Annotated in this window: 16 protein-coding genes; 2 read left to right on the top strand and 14 right to left on the bottom strand. The window is 68.5% G+C overall.

The window, feature by feature from the left end:
• Window positions 1-69 precede the first annotated feature (69 nt).
• Window positions 70-2454, top strand: a complete 2385-nt coding sequence (locus tag D0D37_RS32425; protein WP_116204414.1) for a molybdopterin oxidoreductase family protein — start codon at window positions 70-72, stop codon at window positions 2452-2454.
• Window positions 2455-2461: 7 nt separating this feature from the next.
• On the opposite strand, the gene D0D37_RS32420 is transcribed toward D0D37_RS32425, so the two are convergent.
• Entirely contained in the window at window positions 2462-4492 is a 2031-nt protein-coding gene (locus tag D0D37_RS32420) for a CocE/NonD family hydrolase (protein ID WP_116204413.1), read from the bottom strand.
• Between the two features lie 72 nt (window positions 4493-4564).
• Between D0D37_RS32420 and D0D37_RS32415 the strand changes: the two genes are divergently transcribed.
• A complete protein-coding gene (locus tag D0D37_RS32415) occupies window positions 4565-5455 on the top strand; it encodes an alpha/beta hydrolase (RefSeq protein WP_116204412.1) in 891 nt (296 codons plus the stop codon).
• 7 nt (window positions 5456-5462) lie between these two features.
• Here D0D37_RS32415 and D0D37_RS32410 read toward each other — a convergent pair whose 3' ends face one another.
• The 13 genes from D0D37_RS32410 to D0D37_RS32350 all read right to left on the bottom strand — a co-directional run bounded on the left by D0D37_RS32410 (window position 5463) and on the right by D0D37_RS32350 (window position 19016).
• On the bottom strand, window positions 5463-5693 hold the full coding sequence (locus D0D37_RS32410) for a DUF2188 domain-containing protein (protein WP_116204411.1): 231 nt from the start codon (window positions 5691-5693) through the stop codon (window positions 5463-5465).
• Between the two features lie 15 nt (window positions 5694-5708).
• Complete coding sequence (locus D0D37_RS32405; protein WP_116204410.1) at window positions 5709-6980, bottom strand: ATP-grasp domain-containing protein; 1272 nt, start codon at window positions 6978-6980, stop codon at window positions 5709-5711.
• A gap of 20 nt (window positions 6981-7000) precedes the next feature.
• Window positions 7001-7561 (bottom strand): hemerythrin domain-containing protein, encoded by a 561-nt coding sequence (locus tag D0D37_RS32400; protein WP_116204409.1) that lies wholly within the window; start codon window positions 7559-7561, stop codon window positions 7001-7003.
• A gap of 789 nt (window positions 7562-8350) precedes the next feature.
• Window positions 8351-9121 (bottom strand): maleate cis-trans isomerase family protein, encoded by a 771-nt coding sequence (locus D0D37_RS32395; RefSeq protein ID WP_116204408.1) that lies wholly within the window; start codon window positions 9119-9121, stop codon window positions 8351-8353.
• The gene (locus D0D37_RS32390; RefSeq protein ID WP_116204407.1) at window positions 9118-10164 is read right to left on the bottom strand and encodes a 2,5-dihydroxypyridine 5,6-dioxygenase NicX family protein; all 1047 of its coding nucleotides are present in this window, start codon (window positions 10162-10164) and stop codon (window positions 9118-9120) included. The genes D0D37_RS32395 and D0D37_RS32390 overlap by 4 nt, the downstream gene beginning before the upstream one ends.
• A gap of 103 nt (window positions 10165-10267) precedes the next feature.
• Window positions 10268-11146: an alpha/beta fold hydrolase gene (locus D0D37_RS32385; RefSeq protein WP_116204406.1), complete on the bottom strand. Its 879-nt coding sequence runs from the start codon at window positions 11144-11146 to the stop codon at window positions 10268-10270.
• Window positions 11147-11166: 20 nt separating this feature from the next.
• Entirely contained in the window at window positions 11167-11826 is a 660-nt protein-coding gene (locus D0D37_RS32380) for an isochorismatase family protein (RefSeq protein WP_116204405.1), read from the bottom strand.
• Complete coding sequence (locus D0D37_RS32375; RefSeq protein WP_116204404.1) at window positions 11813-12460, bottom strand: SRPBCC family protein; 648 nt, start codon at window positions 12458-12460, stop codon at window positions 11813-11815. Before D0D37_RS32375 ends, D0D37_RS32380 begins: the two co-directional genes overlap by 14 nt.
• The gene (locus D0D37_RS32370) at window positions 12457-12963 is read right to left on the bottom strand and encodes a (2Fe-2S)-binding protein (RefSeq protein ID WP_116204403.1); all 507 of its coding nucleotides are present in this window, start codon (window positions 12961-12963) and stop codon (window positions 12457-12459) included. Before D0D37_RS32370 ends, D0D37_RS32375 begins: the two co-directional genes overlap by 4 nt.
• Window positions 12960-15350 (bottom strand): xanthine dehydrogenase family protein molybdopterin-binding subunit, encoded by a 2391-nt coding sequence (locus D0D37_RS32365; RefSeq protein WP_116204402.1) that lies wholly within the window; start codon window positions 15348-15350, stop codon window positions 12960-12962. Before D0D37_RS32365 ends, D0D37_RS32370 begins: the two co-directional genes overlap by 4 nt.
• A gap of 58 nt (window positions 15351-15408) precedes the next feature.
• Entirely contained in the window at window positions 15409-16287 is an 879-nt protein-coding gene (locus tag D0D37_RS32360; RefSeq protein WP_116204401.1) for an FAD binding domain-containing protein, read from the bottom strand.
• A gap of 25 nt (window positions 16288-16312) precedes the next feature.
• Window positions 16313-17707, bottom strand: coding sequence for an MFS transporter (locus D0D37_RS32355; RefSeq protein WP_116204400.1), 1395 nt, complete (start codon window positions 17705-17707; stop codon window positions 16313-16315).
• A 40-nt stretch (window positions 17708-17747) separates the two neighbouring features.
• On the bottom strand, window positions 17748-19016 hold the full coding sequence (locus tag D0D37_RS32350) for an FAD-dependent monooxygenase (RefSeq protein WP_116204399.1): 1269 nt from the start codon (window positions 19014-19016) through the stop codon (window positions 17748-17750).
• Window positions 19017-19485: the final 469 nt, after the last annotated feature.

Below are 19485 nucleotides of genomic sequence, written 5' to 3'. Positions count from 1 at the left end.
GGCGAAACCCGGAGTTTGGCCACCGCCTGCCGGGGTACCCGCGCGGGTCGGCTGGAAGAGGGAGACAGGGTGCGGGACGGAATCGCCGAACCATGGGGCACGCGCACGCCGTACGGTCCGGGCGAGGACTGGCCGGTGCGGGTGGACTGCCATCTCGCCGACGGTTTGGCGGTGGGCGACGTCGACCGCTGGGTCCGTACCGCTGCGGTCCTGCACTCGAACGGCGACGGCCTGGACATCGCGGTGAAGGACGGCCGGATCGCCGGTGTGCGCGGCCGGGCCGACGATCGCGTCAACCACGGACGGCTCGACCCCAAGGATCTCTTCGGCTGGCAGGCCAACAACGCGCCGGACCGGCTACGGGTGCCGCTCGTGCGCGACGACGGCGTGCTCCGCGAGTCCACTTGGGACGAAGCGATGGACCGGATCGTCCAGCACAGCCGCACGTTGCTCGACACCGAAGGCCCCAGTTCGCTCGGTTTCTACACCAGCGGGCAGCTTTTCGCCGAGGAGTACTACACGCTGGCCGCGATCGCCCGCGGCGGGCTCGGTACCAATCATCTCGACGGCAACACCCGGCTGTGCACCGCGACCGCGGGCGAATCGCTGAAGGAAAGCTTCGGCTGCGACGGTCAACCTTCGTCCTATACGGATATCGACCACGCCGACGTCATCGCACTTTTCGGACACAACGTCGCGGCGACGCAACCGGTGTTGTGGTCCCGCATCCTTGACCGGCTCGCCGGTCCGCGACCGCCGCGCCTGCTCTGCGTCGATCCGCGGAAGACCCCGGTCGCGGATGCCGCCGAACTGCATCTGGCTCCGCTGCCCGGCACGAATGTCGCGCTGATGAACGGAATCCTGCACGACGTCATCCTCCACGGCTGGTGCGACGACGCGTGGATCGACCAGCACACCGTCGGGTACGACGATCTCGTCAAGGTCGTCCGCGACTACCCGCCCGAGCGCGCGGCGTCGATCTGCGGCGTCCCGGCCGACGAAATCCGCGCCGCGGCAAGGCTGGTCGGCACTGCCGAGCGGCTGCTGTGCACGGTCCTGCAAGGGTTCTACCAATCGCACCAGGCAACGGCCGCTGCGGTCCAAGTGAACAACCTCGTGCTGCTGCGCGGAATGCTGGGCAAGCCGGGTTGCGGCGTGCTGCAGATGAACGGCCAGCCGACCGCCGAGAACACGCGCGAATGCGGGGCGGACGGCGATCTCACCGGGTTCCGGAACTGGAACAACGACGCGCACGTCGAGCAGCTGGCGCGGCTGTGGAACGTGCCGAGGGAACAGATCCCGCACGACGGCCCGCCGACCCACCTGATGAAGATGCTCAGCCTCGCCGAGAGCGGCGACCTGCGATTCTGGTGGATCTCCGCGACCAACCCCGCCGTGTCGCTGCCCGAACTCGCGCGGGTCCGACGGATCCTCGGCCAAGACAGCCTTTTCCTGGTCGTGCAGGACGCGTTCCGCACCGAAACCACGGAATTCGCCGACGTGGTGCTGCCCGCCGCGATGTGGGGCGAGAAAACCGGGACGTTCACGAACGCCGACCGCACCGTGCATCTGTCCGAGAAGGCCGTCGACCCGCCTGGGCAAGCGCGGCCAGACCTCGACATCTTCCTCGACTACGCCCGCCGGATGGATCTACACGACCAAGACGGTGCAGCCTTCCCTCCGTGGCACGATGCCGAATCCGCTTACGCCGCTTGGCAGAAGGCATCCGCCGGACGTCCTTGTGACTACAGTGGACTGTCCTACGAGAAGCTCCGAGTCGTCAGCGGAATCCAGTGGCCTTGCAACGAAGCCCACCCGGACGGTACCGAACGGCTTTACGCCGACGGGAAGTTCTTCGCCGATCCGGACTACTGCGAGGAGTACGGCAAAGACCTGCACACCGGCGAGCCGGTCAAGCCGGAGGAATACCGCGAGTACAACCCGCACGGCAAAGCGATGCTCAAGCCCGCGGAGTACCTGGTGCCGACCGAACCGCCCAGCGCCGGCTACCCGTTCGCGCTGATCACCGGACGGACCCTGTACCACTTCCACACGCGGACGAAGACCGGCCGCGCGCCGCAGCTGGAAACCGCCGCACCGGCGGTCTGGGCCGAACTGTCCTGCCGGGACGCCGAACGCGCCGGGATCACCGAGGGCGACCTGATCGAAATCCGCACCCCGCGCGGACGCGTCCAGGCCAAGGCGCGCCCGTGCGACATCCGCGACGGGGTGCTGTTCCTGCCGTTCCATTACGGCTACTGGGACACCGCCGACCCGACGGGCGCGGACGGCGTCCGTGCGGCCAACGAGCTGACCATCACGGACTGGGACCCGGTGTCGAAGCAGCCGTTGTTCAAGACGGCCGCCGCGACGCTGCGGAAGGTCGCCGACGGAGCCGCCCGGGAACCCGTCGCTATCGGGAACCGGGCGGTCTCCGAACAGCTCGTCGAATAAAACCGCGTCACAGGAGGTCGCGCGGCACCCTCCGATGCCAATTCCGCGACACCAGCCGCCGGTCCCCCTCATATCCGTCCAGCTGCGCGTCGATCACAAACTCCTCCGGCGTACAGCTGACCCGCGTGTAAGTCTCCGTCCGGACCAGCCAGTTGTCCCGCTCGAACGTCACCGTCCACGACGTCTCCGCGACCGGGGAACAGAAGTCGTCCGCCACCCAGGTGTAGCGCTCGTGCACGTCCCGCGTGATCTCCAGGCCGATGTCGTCGTACCGGATCGTGCCGGAGTTCTTCACCACGTCCAGCGCCGAGCGGTACTCGACGAGGTCCCGCGACACCGTCCACTCCTGCTCCGGCTGGCTGACCTGCGTGGTCGGCACCGGCGGCGTCCCTTCCGGCTCGCCGAATTCGTCCGGAGCGACCTCGTCCGGTTCGCCGGTCGGCCGCACCGGCAGGGTCAGCGCGCTGGCGCCGGTCCGCACGTTCAGGGTGACCGGCTCCGGCGGCGGCCACGCGAGCGGCCAGTACGAAGTGGACAGTGCCAGCCGGATCCGGTGGCCGGCCGGAAACGCTTGCGCCACCCCGTTCAGCTCGAAGTCCACAGTGCACTCTTCGCCCGGGGCAAGCGGTTTCGGTTCCTCGTGGCCGTCGCGGTGAGTGAGGTTCAGCAGACCGTACGTGACCCGCGTCGCCCGGCCGTCCGGGGCGATGTCCGACAGCCGCGCGGCCACCATCGCCACCGGCCGGTCCGCCGAAACCCGCAGCCTGACCCTTGGTGCGCCAAGGATTTCGCAACGCTCCGTGAGCACGTCCGTGTCGAACACCAGCGACCCGCCGTCCTCTTCGCGCTGGTCGTACGGCAGGTCCGGCGGCGCGCTGTAAGACGCCCATTTCCCGGCGAACTGCCCGACCGACAACGGCGACGCGACGCTCAACTGCTCCTCGGCCACTGACTCGCCGGGCTGGGCGAGCCGGTGCCGCGCCAAGGCGTACTCCGTCGGCCGAACATGCGGCGAAGGCCATTCCGCCTCGCCGACCCAGCGTCCGGGACGGTCCTCATAGGACGTCGACGGCGGGACGCTCTCCTGCATCCACGTGCGCAGCACCGGACCGTCCATCACGCCGTTGTCGACGTCCTTGAGCCAGTGGTCCCACCAGCGCACGACCTCCTGCAGGTAGCCGATCGCCGGGCCGGGCTCGCCGAGGTGCGGGTACTTGTGCGACCACGGCCCGATCAGCCCCCGGCACGGCACGTCGAGATGCGCCAGCAGCCGGGTGACCGCGTTGGAGTACCCGTCGGCCCAGCCGCTGGACGCGAGCACCGGGCACTGCACCCCGGAGTAGTCCTCGGAAACCGAGGCGTGCCGCCAATAGCTGTCGCGACGCTGATGCCGCAGCCACTGCTCGGCCCACAGGCTGCAGTTTTCCAGCCGTTCGCGCCACATGTCGCGCCAGCGGTCCCCCACCAGCGCCGGGTCGGGCGGCATCGTCGCCTCGCCGAACATCGTGCCGGACTCGGCGATGTTGTCCGACAACAGGCAGCCGCCCATGTAGTGCATGTCGTCGGCGAACCGGTCGTCGGTGAACGAGGAGATGACGATCGCGCCCAGGCTCGGCGGTTTCCGCGCCGCGACCTGCAGCGCGGCGAACCCGCCCCACGAGAGGCCCATCATGCCGGTGTGCCCGTCGCACCACGGCCGGTCGGCCAGCCAGGCCAGCACGTCCTCGGCGTCCTGCTGCTCCTGTTCCAGGTATTCGTCCGCGAGCACGCCTTCCGACTCCCCGGAGCCGCGCAGGTCGACGCGCACGCACGCGTAGCCGTGCCCGGCCAGATAGGGATGGTGGATCGAGTCGCGGACGGAGGTCAGGTCTCGCTTGCGGTACGGGATGTACTCGACGATCCCCGGCACAGGCAGCGATTCCGATCCGGCGGGCCGCCAGATCCGCGCCGCGAGCCGGGTGCCGTCCGAAACCGGGATCCGGACGTCCTCGTCCTCGATGATCTCGTACGGCAGCGAGGGAAGTGCGCGCGTGATCATGCCTGCCGGGTACCCGGTGCGGCGCGGCCGAAACGGTGTTGCCCACAGCGGGAGAACGGGTACCCGTCGCACATGATCAGCATGAAAGCCCAGTTGTATCAGGCGTACCTGCGCGCGACGAGGCAGAAGGCCTTCTACGACGACGCCCGCGTGCTGCACCAGCGCCTGCACCGCCACCAGCGGCCGTCGCAAGCCCGCCCGCCGCGGAAGCTGCGCAAGCACTTCGACCTCGAACACCGCGAGGTGCACGGGTTCGCGTGCTGGACCGTGCGGCCGCGTGCCAAGGCCGGGCTGCACGTGTTCCATCTGCACGGCGGCGGCTACGTCGAAGAGATCGAATCACACCACTGGGAATTCGCCGCCGACCTGGTGCGCCGGCTCGGCTGCACGGTCACGCTGCCGATCTACCCGCTCGTCCCGCGGCACAGCAACGTCGAGACGATCCCCATGGTACAGGCCGCGTTCGAGCAAACGCTTGGTGCCGAGCCGGCGGAAAACACCGTCCTGTCCGGGGATTCCGCCGGTGCCGCGCTCGCGCTGTCGGTCGCGCAGCGGCTCCGGGACGAGGGACGGCCGCAGCCGAAGCAGACGATCCTGATCTCGCCGTGGCTGGACGTGACACTGGAAGACCCGATTTCGGTCGTACTGGACGAACACGACCCGATGCTCGGCATTACCGGCCTGCGCGAGGCGGGCGACATGTACGCCGAAGGCACCGACCCGCACGACCCGCGGATCAGCCCGCTGTACGCGGACCTGACCGGGCTGGGGCCGTTCAGCCTGTTCATCGGCACCCGCGACGTCCTCCTGCCGGACGCCCGCCGCTTCGCCTCCCGCGCCCGCGACGCCGGGATCCACGTGGACTACGCCGAGTACCCCGGCATGTTCCACAACTGGCTCATGCAGCAAATCCCCGAAGGCCGCCAAGCGCGCAACCATCTGGAACGCATCCTCCGCCGATAACCGCAGGTCATTCCAGCGGCAGCGACACGCCGCGACGACTAGTGCGGTAGTCGTCGCGGCTTGCCACTGCCCCGTCCTCCGTACGGACAATGTGGACAGACCGTCGAGCCTTCGCCATGTGCCGTCCCGTTTTCACCGCTTCCGCACGGGACTTCGTCGTGTTCGCCGCGCGCTGATGCCCCTCGACGCGGTTCTTCCACAGCTGGTTCTCATACAGCGTCTCGACGTCGCCGTCCACCTTCGGTCCTCCCGTTCAGTCCTCGAACTCGAAGCGCAGCCGCTCGCCGCACTTGCGGTACTTCGCCTCGAGTTCTTCCTCGGTGTCCGCGCCGATGATCAGCTCCGCCAGCTCGAAGGAGTAGCTGTCCTGCTCCGGCAGATCCGACAGCCGCTGGCCCTCCTCCGGCGTGACCGAGATCGTCGTGCCGCCGAGTTCCTCGCACAGCGCGGCGATCTCGGCCTCGGTCGGGATCCGAGTCACCACCGCGTCGCCGTCAAAACGGCGCAGGTAGCAGCGGCCGGCGATGTGGTACTGCCCGCGGCCGCGCGGGAAGCCCGGTTCCTGGCCGAGCCCGAGCCGGACCATGATCTCGTGGTTGGCCACGCCGTCGACCAGCTCGAACAGCTCCGCGTGCGACTGCGAGTGCCGCGGATTGATCTCCAGCAGGCACACCTGCCCGGACTGCAGGTCGCAGAAGAACTCGATGCTGAACGTGCCGTTCTCGAAGCCGAACTGGCGCATCACGCGCTCGCCGATGTCAGCCATCCGCCGGACCGTCTCGTCCGGCAGCTGCGACGGGTACTGGTGCCGCAGAAACGAAGACCGGCCGGGGAAATCGACCGAGTCGAGCGCGGCGTAGACGTGCACCTCGCCCTTCCAGACGTAGCCTTCGACCGCCGCCTGCACCCCGTGCAGTTCGGCCTCGGCCAGACACGCGGCCCCGCCGACCTCGGCGATCTCGCGCGGCAGGTCGACCTGGCGCAACACGTCCTCGAACGGGTCCCCGACCCGCCCGACACCCTCCCGCAGTTCCTCGACGGCTTCGACGAAGCTCTGCTTGTCCCGCACGTGAAACGCCAATTCCGACGAGAATCCCTTGACCGGCTTCAGCCACATCGGGAAGTCCACCCCCGGCGGCGGCTGCGGATCCCCGTCCAGGTCGACGATGCCGAACGGCGGCAGTTCGTCGATCACCTTCCGCTGCTCGAGCCTGCTCCAGTACTTGTGCTCGCATTTGAGCACCGCGGGCAACGGAACGTGCGGGAGGCCGCGCTCCTCGCACAGCAGCGGCGCCATCGTGGCGGCCGGAAAGTCCCAGTAGGTCACGATCGCGGCGGGTTCGCCGTCGAAATCGTCCAGCTGCTGGCGGGCCTTCTTCATCAGGTCCGGGAAGTCGATCTCGCCGTGCTGCAGCTCGTCCGGGCTGAGCAGCGGGCGGAACCGCAGCCCTGCCGCGGACGGGAGTCTTTTCAGGATGCGCTCGTTCTCCTCGTCAAGCCCGAGCACGAACACGTCGTCAGTCATCTTTCAGCTCTTCCGTCCAGTCAGCTCTTCCGGCCGGTCAGCGCGTCGCGGATCTTGTCGACGAACGCCGCGCCCGGCGCGAGGATCAGATTCGCCGGCGGCTTGCTCGGCGCGTGGGGATGCGGCCTGGTCGGCGCGACCTTCTTCGCCGCCAGCACCCGCTCGCCGAGCTGGTCCAGCTCCTCGTCCGAGCAGGCGTCCCGCAGCCGCGGCAGCAGGTCGTTCTCCTCGTCCTTGATGTGGTGGCGGATCTCGGCGATGAGCTTGCCGAGCAATTCCTCGAACTCCGGCTCGCCGGGATTCTTGCGCTCCAGCTGCTTCATCAGCTTCTCGGCCTCGGCGTGCTCCTCGATCTCGTGGTCGGCGATCTCGTCGCCGTCGTCGAGGTGCTTGCGCGCGGCCGGGTACATGAGCTGTTCCTCCGCGACCGAATGCCGGACCAGCTCGGCGATCACGTGGTCGACCACGTCTTTCCGGTTGCCCGCCTCGGGCTCGCGCTCGAGTTCGGCGAAGACCCGCTCGACGTCGCGGTGGTCGTCGGTGATCACGGTGATCAGATCTGTTCGGGTGGGTGCGGCCATGCTGCCTCCTCGGGTGTCGGGAAACCTCCGGTTACCCGTTGCGCCGCACGGCAATCACCCGGACGCGAAACTGCGAGCGTTTCCCGGCGTCCGGCTCGGCCGAGGCCGCGAGAGGGCGCAGGCTGGAGCACGCGAGAACTTCCGCGCTGCCCAGCCGCCACCGTGACCGGCCCGGACCGGCTTCGCGCCGGACGGGCCGCCGTTCGGGGCCCGGCTTCGCGGCCGACCACGGAGAATGGTGCGCCGACCTGGGCGAGCGCGCTCGCGCCAGCGACGTCGACGTGGCCGACTACCGGTCGCGACCGATCCCGGATGCGGTGGACGGCCTTCAGATCATTCGAAGGCCCGGTCGCCCAGGCCTTGCGTGCGGTCCGCTCGCGGTGTCCGGGGTACCGGTTTCGATGACGACCTTCGCCGAGACCGAACCCGATCCGCGACGGCACCACCAGCAAGTTTCGTCATGGACGAAGCTGCCGAACCTCATCCCGGCCGGGGCGAGCCGGGGATCGGCGAACTGATCGCCGCGCGCGGATGGGCTTCGCGCAGGCGACCGAGATGGAGGCGATCGTGGCGCGCGGAGATCACGCTGGAGCAGGACGGGATCGGCGCGGCTTCGTCGGCGGTGAGCCGCGGGGCCACGGGATCCGGACCGGGATCGAAGACACCGGACAGTCGCCGGACGCCTCCCCCGCTCCGGGCAACGCCGAACTCGTCCAGGCGGCGGATTCCGGCGGAGTTTCCCCGCGGACCAGGCGGGCGCGGACCAAGCCAGCCCGCACCCGCCTCGTCCTACGCGGCCTGCGCCGCGGAAACCTTCCCGCTCAGCAAATGCCCCGCCCGCGGCACCTCCGGCCGCACGCCCAGCTCGCTGAGAATCCGGAACGTCGTAGCCGTAGCCGCCGACAGCACCGGGATCCCCACCGCATCCTGAACCGGCTGGATCGACGGCAGCGAAGGCATCTGCACACAAGCCGACAACACCAACGCGTCCGCCCGAGTCAGGTCCAGTTTCCGGTAGTGCTCAAGCAGATCCGCCGGATCCAGCCGCGCCACCGCCAGGTTGTCGGGCACCTCCAACGACAGCGAGTCGACCACCTCGACGCCCGCGTCCTCCAGGTACTCGATCACCGCCTGCGTCAACGGCTTCATGTACGGCGTAACGATCGCGACCCGCTTCGCCTCCAACGCGGCGATCCCGGACAACAGCGCTCCGGCCGACGAAACCACCGGCGCGTCCGAGCCTTCCGCGCGCAACGCCGAGGTGATCGAATCCTCGGCAGTGCAGTGATAACCCGGCCCCTGCGCCATGATCGCGACCAGACACGCCGTCGCCACAACGCCAGGTCGCGCGTCGGCCAGTTCGGTGGCCGCGCGTTCCGCCTGGGCGTTCATGGCGCGCAACTGCTCCGGCGTCACGTGCTGCATCCGCGCGCGGGCGGAGTGGAAGACGAACCGGTCCTCCGGGTACCGCTCCTCGCGGGCGCGCAGCATCCGCGGCAGCTCGGTTTCCATCGTCAGGTTGGAACTCGGGACGATCATCCCGATGTGGTGGTCGGTCATCGCTTCGCCGCCGGGCGCATGTCCTTCACGGTCAGCTCGCCCGCGTCGACGATCAGCTCGTCGTCGAGGTACAGGCTGTTGCCGCGCATCGGGATGTCGAAGTGGCACGCCGTGTCGTTCGGGCCGCCGAGTTCGTTGTTCGGGCCGATCGAGAACATCACGTTGCCGTAGAAGCTGCGCAGCTCCATGCCCATGCCGCCGGGGAACTGCGTCAGGCCGTGCCAGTGCGCCCGCTCGTCGAGGCCCCAGCCGACGTGCGACATGCCGTAGCCGCGCGGGTCGTGGAACGATTCGATGTAGCTGCGCAGCAGGTCGGCGTCGAGGCCGGACGAGCCCGCGCCGCCGCGGATGTCCTGGATGAAGCCCTTTTCGATGGTCAGCTCGACCGGCGTCTGCACGTAGGTGTTGAACGGCAGCAGCACGTCGCCGGGCGCGAGCACGATCTTGCCGTCCACGCCGTCGTCCGAACCGCCGGTGAAGACGAACGCCGCGGGCCAGTGGTCCCAGCGGCCCGGCTGGTCGGTGTAGCCGTACTCGCTCATCGTCGGGTACACGCCCAGCTGGTAGGTGACGTCCGTCCCGTGTGGACTGGTGATCCGCATGGTCTTGGCCTTGGCCAGCAGTTCCGCGCCGATCTCCACGCGCTCGCGCAGCTCCTTCGTCGGCATCAGCCGGGCCAGCAGCTCCGGCGGTTCGACGGCGGTCAGAATCCGGGTTCCAGCGGCCTGGATCGCGAACTGCTCCTCGCTGAACAGCAGGAACGTGCAGTCCACGACCATGTCGGCGGCCTTCAGCGCCTCCACCGCGAGCGGCAGCTGGTCAAGACCGGAGTCCCCGACCGCCCACGCGCCGGACGCGCTCGCCGGCGGCGGAAGCCGCAGGTGATAGGTCGCCGCGCCGAGCTGCTGGGCGGCCCAGAGGAAGGCGTCCGCGTACTCCGCGCGCTCGGCGCCGCGCGTCAGCACGACGACCGTCTCGCCCTCGTGCACGCCCGAAAAAGTCAGCTGGCGCAAGCAGATGTCGTTGAACAGGTTCTGGTCCATGGCGACCTCCTATATCGTCCGAATACGTACTATCCGAGTACGCGAAATGTGCCAAGGTCCGTGAAGGACTCCTTGAGGGAATCTGATTCCCTCAAGGAGTCCTTCACGGCACGTCGGGTGAGCGAGCGGCGAGCAGGTCTTTCAGCGCCGAGCGCAGGGCCTGCAGGGCGGGCCGCGGTTCGTCCCAGAAGATCATGTGCCCGGCGTTCTCGACTCCCACGAGCGGATGCGCCGGGTTGGCCTCCGCCAGCGCGGCGACGTCCGCCTGCGTCACCACGGGACTGTCCGCACCGAACAGCAGCACGGCCGGTCCGGCCAGTTTTTCCCACAGCGGAAGGAATTCCTCGGACTCGAAACCCGCGTGCGTCGTGGCGATCGCGGTCCGGGAGCACGACGCGAGCCATCCGGCGCGCAGTTCCTGTTCCCGGCGCGGCCACCGGGGCCACGACGCGGCGACCTCGTCCGCGTCGGTTCCGCGCTGGGCTTGGTCGAGCTGCGCGGCGAAAGTGTCCAAAGTGGTCGGATACGGCCGGTCCGCGTCGCTCATCGGCGGGTCCACCAGAATGGTGCCCTGCCCCGAAGGCGCGGCCTTGGCAGCGATCCTCGCGCCCATCGAGTGGCCGAGCAGCAACGGCTCGGACAGCTGAAGCTGGTCGATGACGGCGTCGACATCCGCGGCGTAGGCGTCGAGGTCGTAGCCGTGCAGCGGACCGGTGTCGGGAGCGTCGTCGGACAGGCCGCGGCCGCGGATGTCGAGCACCAGCGGGCGGACCAGGTCGGTCAGCTCGCGGGCGACGAAGTCCATGGTGATCGCCGGGCTGGTGATCCCGGGCAGGATCACGAGCGGGACGCCGTCGGCCGGGCCGTAGTCGAGGACGTGCAGCCGGACGCTGCCGGACCGCACCCAGACGCTGGATGCCGGGACGTTCGCCAGTTCGGCGAGCGCGGGCTGGGTCAGCACCCGGTCGGAAACTGAGGACATGCGGGAACTCCTTCCGGGGTTCAGCGGGCCTTGGCGAGCAGCTCAACGCCCTCGCCCAAGCCGATCACGTCGGCGTATTTGGCTTGCAGGTCAAAGAGAGCGGCATCGTGCGGTCCACGCGCACGGTCGCCGCAGGCTTCGCGGACGACGAGCGTGTTGAAGCCGGACTGGACAGCGTCGACCGCGGTGGCTCGTACGCAACCAGAGGTCGTCGCGCCGCAGACCAGCACGGTGTCCGCGCCGAGGCCGGTGAGCAGCGCGGCGAGGCTCGTTCCGTGGAACGCGGACGCGCCCTTCTTGACGATCAGGTGGTCGCTGTCGCGCTGTTCCAGCCTGGGGTCGAGCGCCACTTCGGGGCTTCCCTCGCGGAGGCTGCGCATGCCGGGAGCCTTGTGCAGCCACGCGATCGCGTCGCCGTCGGCCTCGGCAGCGGTGTAGCTGATCGCGGTGTAGACGACCGGGGTACCGCTCTCGTGGGCGGCCCGGACCAGCACGTCGGCGGCTTCGACTTCGGCGGAAAGGTCTGCGCCAGAAGGAAACTCCGGTTCGGTAAAGCCGCGAGTCAGGTCGACCACGACCAGCACCGGCGCGATTCCTCTCGGCACCGAAGCGCCGAAACCCGCGCGGGCGTAGGTCTGGTCGGTCTCGGCGCCGTGCAGTCCGTTTTCAGGCGCGTTCACGCAGCAGCTCCTTGATCAGTTTGTTCTGCGACCGGACCCGGCCGAGCAGCCAGCCCTGGAACAGGCCGAGCGCGCCCGCCGCGACGACCGGGAGGTAGCGCTTCGCGTTGGGCGGAAGCAGCATCGCCAGGCCGTCGAGCGAATCCGAAGCAGGCGCAGCAACAGTCGTGGTCGGTGCTGGTGCGGTACCGCCGTTTTCCAGCAGCTGGCCGAGATTCTGCGCGAACTGCTGCAGGATTCGGTTCGAAACCGTGCTGATCGCGCCCTTGCCGAACTGCGCGATCTTGCCCCGCACCACGAGATCCGTGTGCAGATTCAGCGACGAACCTTTCGGTCCGGGCACCAGAGTCAGCGTGACGTCCGCTTCCGCGTCGCCGTTCCCGTGGCTGTCCGCGCCCCGGGCCGACAGCCGCAGCCGCCGCTCGCCCTCGGCGATCTCGGTGAACCGGACCTTGCCCGCGTACGCGGCGCTGACCGGGCCGACCTTGAACTTGACCTTGCCCAGGTAGGACTCGCCGTCCCGGCCCTCCAGCACCGCGCCGGGCAGGCAGCCCGCGACCCGCTCGACGTCGTTGAGCAGCGCGAACACCGTGTCCGGGTCGCCGGGAAGGTCAAGGGTGTTCTCGAGAATCATCGGACGGCGTCCTCTTTCTTGCCGGATTCGGTGGACCGCTTCGCGGCGGTGGCCTCGATCGCGTCCACAATGGTCTGATACCCGGTGCAGCGGCACAGGTTCGACGACACCGTCTCCCGGATCTCCTCCCGCGTCGGCGACGGTTCCTGGGCGAGGAACCCTTCGGCGAGCATGAGGAAGCCGGGCGTGCAGAATCCGCACTGCAGGCCGTGGTGTTCCGAGAACGCCTGCTGCAGATCGTTCGGTTCTTCCGGCGTGCCAAGGTCTTCGACCGTCCGGATCGCGCCGCCTTCCGCCTGCACGGCGTACATCAGGCAGGCGCGCACCGGTTCGCCGTCGACCAGGATCGTGCACGCCCCGCACACGCCGTGCTCGCACCCGACATGCGTGCCGGTGAGACCCACGTTGTGCCGCAACACATCGAGCAGCGTCCACCGGGGTTCGACGAGCAGCTCGTGCTCCTCGCCGTTGACGTTCAGGACGATCAACTGCTTGTCGGTCATGCGCCGGTACCCGCTTTCTCCCGGTCGGCCGCGGCCAGCGCGGCCAGGACGGACTCGGGGTGGATCGGGGTCTGCTCCAGCTGGACCCCGGTGTGCCAGAGAAGGTCGTTGACCGCGTTCAGCACCGCCGCGGGCGCGCCGATCGTACCGCCCTCCCCGGCCCCCTTCGCGCCGCTTTCGGTGAAGGCGCAAGGGGTTTCGAGGTGGTCGACGGTGATGTCGGGGATCTCCGCGGCGGTCGGGACGAGGTAGTCGATGAAGCTCGCCGCCGACGGTTCGCCGTTCTCCGCGTAGGTGACCTCCTCGAACAGCGCGCCGGCGATGCCCTGCGCGATGCCGCCGCGCGCCTGCCCGTCGACCACCTTCGGGTTGATCACCACGCCGCAGTCCTCGACGCAGGCGTAGCGGAGGATTTTCACCTGCCCGGTGCCCGGATCGGCCTCGACCACGACGGCGTGTGTGGCGTTCGAGAACGTGCCGTCACCGGGGACGTCGAACGCCGCGGTGGCGGTGAGCGTCGGCTCGGCTTCCTTGGGCAGCAGGTGGCTGCGCAGGTACGCGACGTCGGCGATCTCCTCGAAGGACAGCCGCTGGCTGGGGTCGTCGAGCTGGATGACTCCCCCGTCGCCGTCGAGACCGACGTTCTCGACGCGAGTGTCCAGCAGGTGCGCCGCGATGAGGCAGAGCTGCTCACCCAGCCGGGTCGCCGCAGTCGCCACAGCCGAGCCGCCGATGGTCACCGATCGCGAGGCGAAAGTGCCCCAGCCGTAGGAAATCCGCTCGGTGTCGCCCTGACGCAGCTTGACCTTGGCGAGGTCGACGCCGAGCCGTTCCGCGACGATCTGCGCGAACGTCGTTTCGTGGGACTGCCCGTGGTTGATCGTGCCGCTGGTGACCACGACGGAGCCAGTGAGGTCCATCCGGATCTCGCTCACGTCGAACCCCGGGACGACGGTCATCTTCCGCTTGGCGAACGCCTCGGAGCCGTAGCCGGTGCGCTCGGAAAAGCAGCTGTAGCCGATGCCGAGGTGCGGGTTCTTCTCGCGCAGCTCGTACCAGCCCTCGTCGCGGAGGATCTTTTCGCCCAGCTCCAACGATTCGAGGTAGCTGCCCGGGTCATAGGTGACCTTGTTGATGCCGGTATACGGGAACTCGGTGATCACGTTGCGACGGCGGATCTCCACCGGGTCGAGGCCGAGCCGACGCGCGGCCAGGTCCATGATCCGCTCCATCACCATGACGTACTGCGGACGGCTGACCCCGCGATACGGCGCGGTCGGCGCTTTGTTGCTGGTGATCGCCCTCGCCCGGACGCGATACGCCGGAACCCGGTACACCGACGGCATTTCCGCCGCCGCCATCAACGGTTCGATGCCGACGGTGAACGGATAACACGAGTACGCGCCCATGTCGCACACGATGTCGGACTCCAGCGCGGTCAGCTGACCGTCCTCGCTGAACGCGGCGCGCGTACGGTAGCGCTGCTCGCGCGCGAGGAAGCCGGATGCGAGGGCTTCGCTGCGGTCCTCGATCCATTTCACCGGACGCCGCAACAGTTTCGCCGCCGCCGCGACCGCGATTTCCTCCCGCCCGACAACGCATTTCTGTCCGAAGCCGCCGCCCATGTCCGGAACGACCACCCGAACCGAGCGCTCCGGAATCCGCAGCGAACGCGCCAGCACCGTGCGAACCTGGTGCGGCACCTGACTGCAGGTCTGGACGAGAAGCTGCTCGTCGCGGTCGTCCCAGGACGCCACCGCGCCACGCGTCTCCAGCGGCAACGCGTTCTGCCGTCCGCTCCGGGTGACAAGCTCGATGACGAACCCGTCTTCGAACGCTTCGTCCACCCCTGGCGTGTCGAACGACGTGACATCCAGCAGCACGTTGCTCGGCGCGTCCTCGTGCACCAACGGCGCGTCGTCGGCGAGCGCGGTCTCCTCGGACACGACGGCGTCGAGGACCTCGTAGCTCACCTGCGCGGCCTCGATGCCGTCCTCCACCGCGTACGGATCCTTCGCGATGACCAGCGCGATCGGCTCGCCGACGAACCGCACCTTGCCGCGCGCGAGGATCGGCATCGTGGTCGGCGTGAACTCCTCCGGCGGACGGTCCAGCAGCGCGACCATGTCGCCGAGCTGGAGGTCTTCCGCCGAGTACGCGGCTACGACGCCGTCCACCTCACGAGTGGCGCTGAGATCGAGTTCGGTGATCTTGCCGTGCGCGACGGTCGCGCGCACGAACCCGGCGTGCAGCATGCCGTGGAGGTGGATGTCATCCACGAACCGTCCGCGGCCGGTCACCAGCCGCGGGTCCTCGCGACGGCGCACGGACGCGCCGATCCACTTGCCGCCCCGGCCGTCGAACCGGGGTTCTTCGGATGCCTTCACCGGTCTCCCCTCTCCCACGCCTGGCTTCGCGCCGCCACGGCCTCGGGTTCGCTCGCCATCACCGATCCCCCTTCTCCCACGCCTGGGCCAGCCCTCGCGCCACCAACGTCCTCGTCAACGCACGCCGGTAGTCCGCACTCCCCTGCGCGTCGCTCCGCGGATCGATCGCCTCCGCCGCCGCCCGGCCGCAGGCCGCGAACAACTCCGGCCCCGGCGCCCCGTCCGCCAGCACCACCTCCGCCTCCGGAACCCGCAACGGTGCAGGCGCGACCCCGCCGAGCACCACCCGGCCGCCTTCCAGCGATCCGTCCGCGCGAGGTTCGAGCGTCACCGCCGCCGCGACCGTCGCGAAATCGCCAGCCCGCCGGGAAAACTCGGTCAGCGCGGCCTTCGGCGCCGCCCTGGTGAACCGGACCTCGGTGACGACCTCGTCCGCCTCCACCGCGGTCGCGTAGAAGCCGTAGAACATCTCCCCCGCCGGGATCTCGCGGCGGCCGTTCGGGCCTTCGGCGACGATCACCGCGTCCAGCAGCAGCGCGAGCATGCACCACTCGGCAGTCGCGTCGCCGTGCACGAGGCTGCCGCCAACCGTGCCGCGGGACCGGATCGGCAGGTGCCCGACGTACCGCATCGCCTCCGCCAGCACCGCGAAACCCGGGTCAAGTTCGGCTAGCTCGACCGTGCGGTGCGTCGTCATCGCGCCGATGCGGAGCGTCGAGCCGGTGTGCCCGATATCGGTCATCCCCGGCAGGTCCCGCAGCCGTCCGAGGTCGACCAGGTCGCTCGGGCGGGCCAGGCGGAAGCTCATCATCGGCATCAGGCTCTGCCCGCCCGCGATCGCTTTCGGCTCCCGCCCCTGCGCGGCGAGGTCGGAAAGCAGGCCGACGGCGTCGGCGACGTCGTGCGCCCGATGGTAGGCGAACGCGGCGGGCTTCATGCAATTCCCTTTCTGCTGCTGAGAATCAGACTGCGTCCAGTTCGGACTGGTGCGGCGCGGGCGCGGTCTCGCTGTCGATGTGGTCCAGTTCCCGGCCCCGGGTTTCCGGCGCGCAGAAGACCATGAACACCACGGCGCCGACAACGAGCAGGCCGAGCAGCGTGAACGTCAGCGGCAGCCCGAGCACCGGCCACAGCACGCTGCCGAACAGCAGCGGCGCGAACCCGGTGACCGCCCGGCTGGACGACGACGCCCAGCCGAAGCCCGATGCCCGCAGCTCCGTCGGGTACAGCTCGGACACGAACGCGTACATCACCGGGATAACGACGAGCGAGAACAGCCCGAACGCGCCGATCGCCACCACCGAAGCCCCGGCCGAGCCGAGCACCAGCGAGAAAATCACCAGCGTGACCGCGGCGAGCGGCCCGGCCGCGGCGATCACCCGCTTGCGGCCGATGCGGTCCACCAGCAACACCGCCACCACGACGCCGACGATACCGAGCGCGTTCATCAAAGTGGTCGAAGCGAACGCGGCGATCTCCCCGAACCCCTGCGCCTTGAGGATCGACGGCATCCAGCTCAGCGCGGCGTAATACACCAGCATCACGGTGATGAACAACGCCCAGGCGACTCCGGTGACCTTCGGGTTGTACGCCCACACCCGGCGCAACTGATCGACCGCCGCGAACAACCCGCCGCCGCGCTTGTCTTCCTCGATCGCAGGCGGAATCCGGTACTGCTCCTTCGGCGCACCAGTGCGCTCGACGAGATCGTCGATAACCAGCCGAGCTTCAGCCTCACGACCCTTGCGCACCAGATACAACGGCGATTCCGGAACCCCGCGCCGCGCCCAGAACAACAACAACGCGGGCAGGATCATCAACACCAGCATCCACCGCCAGTTCCCGGAAACCGGAACCAGCAGCGTCGCGGTAGCTCCCGCCAGCGTAGTGCCGACCGGCCACCAACCGTCCATTGCGGACAGTACGCGCCCGCGTTGCTTGCGCGGCGAAAACTCGCTGACAATGGCGTAATCCACCGGAATACACCCGCCGAGGCCGACTCCGGCAAGGAACCTCAGCAGCAAAAACACCTCGATATTCGGCGACACCGCCGCGAACACCGAGAAGAACGCGAACAACAGCAACGTAATGCTGAACGCCCGCTTGCGCCCGATCCGGTCCGCGACCGTCCCCCAGACGACCGCCCCCACCGCCATGCCGATCAGATTGGCGGTAGCGACGAACCCCCGCTGCGTGGCCGACAGCCCGAATTCCGTGCCCACCAACGGGGTCAGGAATCCGTTCAGCGCCACGTCCCAGGCGTCGAACATGTAGCCGAGCCCGCCGATGAGGAAGATCTTGCCCTGGACGCGCCAGCGCCACGGCAAGTCTTGGACCACCTGGTCTCCGGTACGCATAGCCTTTGCTCCTTTGCGAAGTCTGCGTGTGCCGTATGTGCTATCGGGCGAACTGGTAGTGAATGGATTCGTTGTCGGGGTCGTTGAGCGGAGTGCCGTTCCACAGCCAGTCGTACGACACATCGGACTCGCCGTCGAAGCTTCGCAGCTTTTCGTCCCGCTCGCGCTGCGCCGGACCGTCCGGAAGATGGTAGAAACTCATGTTCTGCAGCGAGGCGTCCTGCACCATCCCCGCGTGCTTGGCGCGCCGGTGCACGTACCGGGTCAACGCGTTGTCGATCCCTTCGCGGGTAGCCTGCCCCAGCTCCTCCGCGAGAACCGCCCCGTCCTCCATCGCCTGCGACGCACCTTGCGCCTGATACGGAAGCATTGCGTGGCAAGCGTCCCCGAGCAGCGCGACGCGCCCGTCCACCCACACCGGATCGCGACGACGCCGGTACATCGCCCAGACCGAGACGTCGTCCTTGGCCTTGGACAGCATCGTCGGCACGCGATCGTCCCAATCGGAGTACTCGGCCGCGAGTTGCTCCGCACTGGCCGGCGCACTCCAGTTTTTCTCGACTTCCTCCGTGCACGGCACGATCGCCACCACGTTCAGATACTCGCCGCCGCGAATCATATAATGGACGAGGTGCTTGTCCGGCCCGTACCAAATCGTCGAATGATAACGATCCACCAGGAACCGGGTAGCCGGATCCGCCGCGATCGAATCGCCCGGAATCAACGCCCGATAGGCCATCTCGCCGGAGAACGCGAGCGTGTCGTCAAACCCGGCGAGATCCCTTACTGCCGACCGGATCCCGTCCGCCCCGACGACAACGTCCCCTTCAAACCGACGCCCGTCCTCGGTGACCACGGCAGGCCTCTCCGGATTCCCGCGATCAAGCTCCACCACCTTCGCCGCAGTAGCGACTTTCACGACCGGCCCCGCGCCATCAGGATCAATGCACGCCCGCAAGAGAACGGAATGCAGATCCGCCCGATGGTAATGCCAATACGGTGCCCCGTACTTATCGACGACCCGCTGCCCGAGCGGCAACTGCGCGATAATGCTGCCGTCCGCCCACCGCCGCCGAACCTGATCCTGCGGCTCGCACCGAACCTTCTGCAGCTCAGCCCGCAACCCAAGCCCGATCAGGATCCGGCTGGCATTAGGCGCAGTCTGAATCCCCGCCCCGATCTCCCCGAGCTGCGGTGCCGCTTCGACCACCGTGACCCGCAACCCGCGCTGCCGCAACGACAAGGCAGCACAAAGCCCGCCCAACCCGCCGCCGGCGACCACTACCTCGAAAGACTGACTCGCCGCCACCTGCTGACCTCCTACCCGCTAGCCGCCTCCGGCTCACCGACCCCGGACGCGGTTAATCCGAACACGGATTATCCGAACACGCAATAGTCGTCGGGGAAGTTTTGTGGGGGCGGGGTGTTTTGGGCGCGTTGGGTGTTGGGATGGTCACCGAGCGAGGTGGCACAACGGAGTTACAGCGCCTACTGGGGCTGAGTCGACGCTGTCGGACGGCCCCGGCCAAGCCGACGCCGCTGGATCGTTCCGACTGGACTGACGCTGCGGGACCGTCCCGACCGAACCGGCGCGGCAAAATCGTTCTCGGCGGACTGGCACTGCGGGACCGTCCCGGCCGAATTCGAGGCAGTCCGTGAGGGTTCCCCTCACGGACCTTGGTGCGGTGGGGCACCCCGAAGCCAATTGTGCTGACGGTCTGGGGTTGCTTGTCAAGGCGGGAAAGATGCCTTGACAAGCAACCCCAGACCGCAGGGAG

The sequence above is a fragment of the Amycolatopsis circi genome (genome assembly GCF_003385235.1).
Lineage (GTDB): Bacteria > Actinomycetota > Actinomycetes > Mycobacteriales > Pseudonocardiaceae > Amycolatopsis > Amycolatopsis circi.
Note: the sequence above shows the minus strand (reverse complement) of the source record. Positions and strands in the feature narration are given on the sequence as shown.